General features: G+C 43.3%; 6 protein-coding genes and 1 pseudogene. 5 read left to right on the forward strand and 2 right to left on the reverse strand.

The window, feature by feature from the left end; all coding sequences use genetic code 11:
- Both QZZ35_RS08390 and QZZ35_RS08395 read left to right on the forward strand, forming a co-directional pair.
- Nucleotides 1-209 (forward strand): annotated as a pseudogene (locus tag QZZ35_RS08390) (TPM domain-containing protein); the annotation flags it as partial.
- Between the two features lie 108 nt (nt 210-317).
- Complete coding sequence (locus QZZ35_RS08395; protein ID WP_291236991.1) at nt 318-1,250, forward strand: ROK family glucokinase; 933 nt, start codon at nt 318-320, stop codon at nt 1,248-1,250.
- A gap of 85 nt (nt 1,251-1,335) precedes the next feature.
- Here the strand turns inward: QZZ35_RS08395 and nagA are convergent, their stop codons facing one another.
- Nucleotides 1,336-2,469 (reverse strand): N-acetylglucosamine-6-phosphate deacetylase, encoded by a 1,134-nt coding sequence (gene nagA, locus QZZ35_RS08400; protein ID WP_291236992.1) that lies wholly within the window; start codon nt 2,467-2,469, stop codon nt 1,336-1,338.
- A 38-nt stretch (nt 2,470-2,507) separates the two neighbouring features.
- Nucleotides 2,508-3,641 carry an anaerobic sulfatase maturase gene (locus QZZ35_RS08405; RefSeq protein ID WP_291236993.1) on the reverse strand — a complete coding sequence of 378 codons (1,134 nt, stop codon included), beginning with the start codon at nt 3,639-3,641 and terminating at the stop codon, nt 2,508-2,510.
- 190 nt (nt 3,642-3,831) lie between these two features.
- Between QZZ35_RS08405 and QZZ35_RS08410 the strand changes: the two genes are divergently transcribed.
- The 3 genes from QZZ35_RS08410 to QZZ35_RS08420 all read left to right on the forward strand — a co-directional run.
- Complete coding sequence (locus QZZ35_RS08410; protein ID WP_291236994.1) at nt 3,832-4,617, forward strand: sulfite exporter TauE/SafE family protein; 786 nt, start codon at nt 3,832-3,834, stop codon at nt 4,615-4,617.
- Nucleotides 4,618-4,632: 15 nt separating this feature from the next.
- On the forward strand, nt 4,633-5,520 hold the full coding sequence (locus QZZ35_RS08415; protein WP_291236995.1) for an aldose 1-epimerase family protein: 888 nt from the start codon (nt 4,633-4,635) through the stop codon (nt 5,518-5,520).
- A gap of 176 nt (nt 5,521-5,696) precedes the next feature.
- The coding region (locus QZZ35_RS08420; RefSeq protein WP_291236996.1) for a sulfatase-like hydrolase/transferase at nt 5,697-5,907 on the forward strand (211 nt) is incomplete at its 3' end.

A 5,907-nucleotide genomic window follows, 5' to 3' on the forward strand; every position in this document is an offset into this window, starting at 1 on the left:
AAGGATCATTGACTTCTGTTAAGATGCAGTATGCGGCACAGGATTATATTGTGGACAACGGTATTGTTTTAACACACAGTTCAGACCGATTTGTGAATACGATCGTGACAACACGAAAAATCGAGAAAGATGATGATTCGGATGGAGGAAGCAGTACCCATGTAAGTTCATCAGGAACGACTCATGGCGGTTCCGGAGGAAAATTCTGATATATGGAATATGACCTTGATACGGATGAATCAATTGACAAAGATTTTTTGTTAAATCGTAAAATATTTGTGATATAATGAAGAAAAAGTATACAGGGGGAAGATGTGATGAAGAAATTTGGATTTGGAGTGGATATCGGAGGGACAACTGTTAAACTCGGGCTTTTTCAGATGGATGGCACACTTCTTGATCAATGGGAGATTCCTACAGATACGACCAATTCCGGTGCAGCCATTCTGGACGATGTGGCAGCATCCATTTCCGGAAAGATGAAGGAAAGAAATATTGAGATAAAGGATGTTGAAGGCATTGGTCTCGGCATACCGGGTCCGGTGACCAAAGGTATTGTAAAATCATGCGTGAATCTTGGATGGGGCACATTTAATGTGGAAGATGCACTCAGTGAAATGACCGGTCTTCCCGTAAAGGCAGCCAATGACGCGAATGTGGCAGCTCTGGGTGAATACTGGCAGGGCGGCGGTAAAGGCTATAAAAATGCTGTTATGGTCACTTTAGGAACCGGCGTCGGCGGCGGCATCATCATTGACGGAAAAATTCTTGACGGAGCACATGGCGGTGCCGGCGAGATTGGCCATATACATGTGGATGATGAGGAGACGCAAGCTTGCGGCTGCGGCAATAAAGGCTGTTTGGAACAGTATACATCGGCAACAGGCATTGTAACGATGGCCAAAAGAAAATTAAAAGAAGAAACACGTCCGACGATTTTACGGGATATCGAGGAAATTACGGCGAAAGATATTTTTGATGCGGCAAAGGCAGAGGATGCGGTAGCATCAGAACTGGTAGACAAGCTTTGCTGTATCCTGGGAAAATCAATTGCCGGTATCGCATGTGTTGTTGACCCGGATGTGATCATTATTGGCGGCGGTGTTTCGAGAGCCGGAGATATTTTGATCGAGGGTGTTAAGAAGTACTTTTTACAGTATGCATTTTTTGCACATAGTGAAATAAAAATTGTTCTGGCAACTTTAGGCAATGATGCAGGTATCTATGGCTGTGTCGGACAGTTGCTGTGATTAAAAAAGAATAATGAGAATGGAAAAGAAGGATATCCGGCATGATGAATGCTGAGTATCCTTCTTCTTTGCAATTTAACAGATGCTAAGCGATAACTTTTCCGTGGAAAATCATCTTTTTAATCGAGAGATCTTTTTGATCGAGAAGAATCATAGTTGCATCTTTTCCCGCATCTAATGTTCCGATTCGGTTGTCCATGCCAATGGACTGGGCCGGATTGTAGGATGCGGCACGAACAGCGTCTTCCAGAGGAATACCAAAGGAAACGGCAGTGCGCATGCAGTCCATGAGATTTGTTGCGGAACCTGCCAGAGTATTCGGGTTATCTGCCAGTGTTGCCCGGTTTCCTCGAACGATGACATCCTGACCGCCGAGAACATACTGTCCATCCGGCATGCCTGCAGCACGAAGAGAGTCAGAAATGAGAATGACTCTTTCTTTACCGAAAAGCCGGAAGGTCAAACGGATCACGCTCTGATGGATATGGACACCGTCACAGATGACTTCCACTTTGGCGGAAGGTGCATCAAAGGCGGCACCGATCACACCAGGTGTACGATGATGAAGGGGCGGCATGCCATTATACAGGTGGGTGGCATGGCGGGCTCCTGCAGCAAAGGCAGCGGAAGCGGTGTCATAATCAGCCGTTGTATGTCCGACGGAAACAGTAATATCGCCGGCACCGCGGATGAAATCCAGAGCACCCGGCTGTTCCGGTGCGATAGTTACCAGTTTTACGAGACCCTGTGCTTCTTCCTGAAGACGCTTTAAAAGATCCAGATCCGGGTCACGAAGGTAAGCACCATTTTGAGCACCTTTTTTTGCTTCTGAGAGGAAAGGTCCTTCCAGATTTATACCGACAAGTTCGGCACCATGGTCAGAGGAAGCTTTGTGATTGGCAGCGTTCTGACAGAGCTTTATCAGCTGATCCTCCGGAAGTGTCATGCCGGCCGGGCAGATATAGGTAACACCGTTGCTCAATTCATAGTCTGCCATCTTTTGAAGACCTTCCGGTGTGGCATCACTGAAGTCTTCGCCGCAGCATCCGTGAAAATGTACGTCCACAAGACCCGGAATGACATAGCAGCCGGATGCATCAACAATCGGATCATCAGAGGCATCTGAAGCGGTTGAGGTGATCACATCATTCTTTGTGTAAAGCTCACGGGCAATAAAGCCCCTTTCAAGATCAAAGACAAGTCCATTTATAATTTTCATCTCTCTACCTCCCAAAATTATATTCATGCTTAGGACCTTTATCGGTCCATAGAGCGTTGTTTTAATAAATGATAGATTTCAATTAACCGGGGACAGGCATATTCAAGAAAGGTGCGGTAAGCATCGCAGAAATAATTCTTTCCTGCCATACCGGTTTCGGTTATCTGACGATTTCTGCGGCAGCCGTTCCGGCAAAAATTCAGCCATTTGCAACGGCGGCATTCCTCGGGAAGATAATGAGACACCTGGATAAAACCGGATGTCTGTCGGATATGTTCCATAGTCTCAAAACTGTCGGTACATATATTTCCAAGTTTCCATTCATCAAGCACATAAAAATCGCAGGGATAGACACTGCCGTCAGATTCAATGACCCACTGGGGGCTGCATATTCCCCGAAGATTACAGCTTTCAGGACCAAGACCCAAGATAATCATCATCAGATTCTCAAAATAACGGTTATATACATAATGACCCGACTTCATATCACTGTACCAGCAGTCAAAAAGATCTTTCAGAAATATACCGAAGTGTTCAGGTGTCAGAGAATATTCAGACGTTCCTCGGGAAACATCCAGAGGGTCAAGACATTCAATATACTGCTGAAAATTCAGATGATTTTTTTGAAAAAAGTTATATATTTTACGTCCTTTATAAGCTGATGCGTTAGTGACGACGGTGAGTATATTATAATCAACTTTGTATGCATCAAGCAGCCGAATCGCATCCATGACCCGGTCGAAAGTGCCCAGATGATTATGGTCGGTCCGGTAACGGTCGTGAATACTTTTCGGACCGTCAAGAGAGATACCTACAAGCACATGATGTCTGGAAAACCACTCGGCCCATTCTGTGTTAATAAGCAGCCCGTTCGTCTGAAAGCTATAATGGATCCGGACTTTTTTTGAACCGGGATGAGCAGCAGCAAAGGCTGAAAAATCTTTGAAAAAAGACAGACCTGCAAGTGTTGGTTCACCTCCCTGAAAGGTGAAAGTACAGTCCTGGTCTGCAAAAGTTAGTGCCCGGTCAATCAAAGTTTCCATCGTCCGTGTTGACATGCGTCTGGGCATATATTCTTCTCTGTGTGCCATCTCATCCGTGTAAAAGCAATAGCTGCAACGCATATTGCAGTTTCCGGAAACCGGTTTGATGAGTAAGTTTAAAGGCGGCATATATATCTCCTGTCCGGGTCAGTACCCTTAGCATTATGGGAGTCAAAAGCTTTTGACTCTGGTTTCATTATAATGTATTTGAGAGGAAATAACAATCTTTTTGTGCCTGAGGGAAGACTTGACTTATCAACATGGCTTAGGTATGATTAAAATAAACAGACAAAAGAACAAGGAGAAACGGGGGAACTCTATGGTTTTAATTTTAGTATTTTTAATATGTTTTTTTGCATCGATTGTGGGGGCTATCTGCGGAATCGGCGGCGGTGTCATCATCAAGCCGGTGCTGGATGCCTTTGGAATTATGAGTGTTTCAGCTATCAGCTTTCTTTCAGGCTGTACAGTGTTGTCTATGACGACCTATTCAGTTATTCGTTCGAAGCGAAGCGGTGCATCCAGAATTGATCAGAAGACGGGATTTCCTCTGGCAGTGGGAGCTGCTATTGGCGGAGTCTTTGGAAAGTATCTTTTTCAGATCATTAAGAATATGAATCCAAATCCAAACAGAGTCGGTGCAGTTCAGGCACTCTGTTTATTGATCGTTACGCTGGGGACATTGATCTACACAATTAAAAAAAATCAGATAAAGACGCGTCGCGTCACCAATCCGGCAGTTTGTGTCGGTATCGGATTATTTTTAGGAATTATGTCTTCCTTTTTAGGTATTGGCGGCGGACCGATCAATCTGGTCGTTTTATTTTACTTTTTTTCTATGGATACAAAGACGGCGGCTGAAAATTCTCTATATGTTATCTTTTTTTCACAGCTTGCCAGTCTGATCTTAAGCATCGTGACAGGAACGATACCGGATGTTTCCATAGGCATGCTTATGTTAATGGTCTGCGGGGGCATATGTGGGGGTATGTGTGGACGGAAAGTTAATAAAAAGCTGACGGAGACATCGGTAGATAAATTATTTATCGGGTTGATGGTGCTTATGATTTTGATTAATATTTACAATATTTATAAGTTTATGTAGAAGGGGAGAAACTTTATGGAGATCGTATTAAAAAAGGGATGTATGGAAGCTGTTGTAACGACAAAGGGCGGTGAACTGATTTCATTTAAAGATGGGGAAGGAACGGAGCGTATCTGGCAGGGAGATCCAGAATACTGGACAGGACGAAACCCTCTTCTTTTTCCTGTTGTCGGAAATTTAAAAGAAGGAAAGATAAAAATCAATGGAGAGACATATTCAATGAACCGTCATGGATTTGCCAGAGAACGGGAATTTGTAATCACAGAGCAGGCAGAAGATCATGTTGTGATGGAACTTAGGGCGGATGAGGATACATTGAAAAAATATCCTTTCAACTTTAAACTTCAGGTTTGTCACAGACTGGAAGATTCCGGCTTTGTCACATCTTTTGAGATTGTCAATCTTGATAAAAGAGAGATGCCTTTTTGTATCGGAGCCCATACGGCTTTTTGCTGTCCGGTTTTTGCAGATGAAACATTTGAGGATTACGATATTGTATTTGACGAAAAAGAGCAGGCAGACAGCCTTTTGCTCAATTCTGACGGATACATTCAAAAGGGAAAAACAGTTCCTTTTTTGAGAGATTCGGATCGGTTTGCATTGAATTATGAACCTTTTGAAAAAATGGACACAGTTATTTTCAGCGGTCTGAAATCAACAGGAGTGAGCCTTAAGCATCGGTTGAAGGGTCACGGTGTCCACATGGATTTTGAAGGCTTTCCTTTTATGGCTTTCTGGACAAAGGGGGCACAGAGGGCACCGTTTATATGTATTGAACCGTGGCATGGCTGTGCGGCACTTGAAGATGAAGATGGAGATTTTAAACATAAGGAGGCCTGTATTTGTCTTCAGCCCGGGGAGAGAAAAGAATTTTTGTACAAAGTTAAAATTTTACAGGGATAAATTGCGAAAATATACAAAGAGTGGCAATTTGGCTCAAAGGCTGAATTGTCACTTTTTTATGATGAAATATATAAAAAATATATATTGTTTGACGTTTTGCACAAATAATGGTAAAATAGTATTAAAATCATATGTTGTATAGATAAAGAAATACAACAGGAAAGGAGAGGGGAAAATTGGCGAAGAGAAAGAATGTATTGCTGATTTTATCGGATCAGCAGCGGTTAGACACAGTAAGTGCCTACGGTATGAACGATATTTGCAAAACGCCGCATATTGACCAGCTTGCGGAAGAAGGCATGAAGTTTACGAATGCCTATACAACTTCAGCGATCTGTGCACCTGCCCGTGCCAGTGTGATGACGGGACTTTATGCACACAATCATG

Origin of the sequence: Frisingicoccus sp., from assembly GCA_016298055.1 — a bacterium.
Lineage (GTDB): Bacteria > Bacillota > Clostridia > Lachnospirales > Lachnospiraceae > Frisingicoccus.

Coding starts and splice junctions, on each gene's coding strand:
- QZZ35_RS08410 (WP_291236994.1), top strand. CDS start 3,832: ATGGTTTTAATTTTAGTATTTTTAATATGTTTTTTTGCATCGATTGTG.
- nagA (WP_291236992.1), bottom strand. CDS start 2,469: ATGAAAATTATAAATGGACTTGTCTTTGATCTTGAAAGGGGCTTTATT.
- QZZ35_RS08405 (WP_291236993.1), bottom strand. CDS start 3,641: ATGCCGCCTTTAAACTTACTCATCAAACCGGTTTCCGGAAACTGCAAT.
- QZZ35_RS08395 (WP_291236991.1), top strand. CDS start 318: ATGAAGAAATTTGGATTTGGAGTGGATATCGGAGGGACAACTGTTAAA.
- QZZ35_RS08415 (WP_291236995.1), top strand. CDS start 4,633: ATGGAGATCGTATTAAAAAAGGGATGTATGGAAGCTGTTGTAACGACA.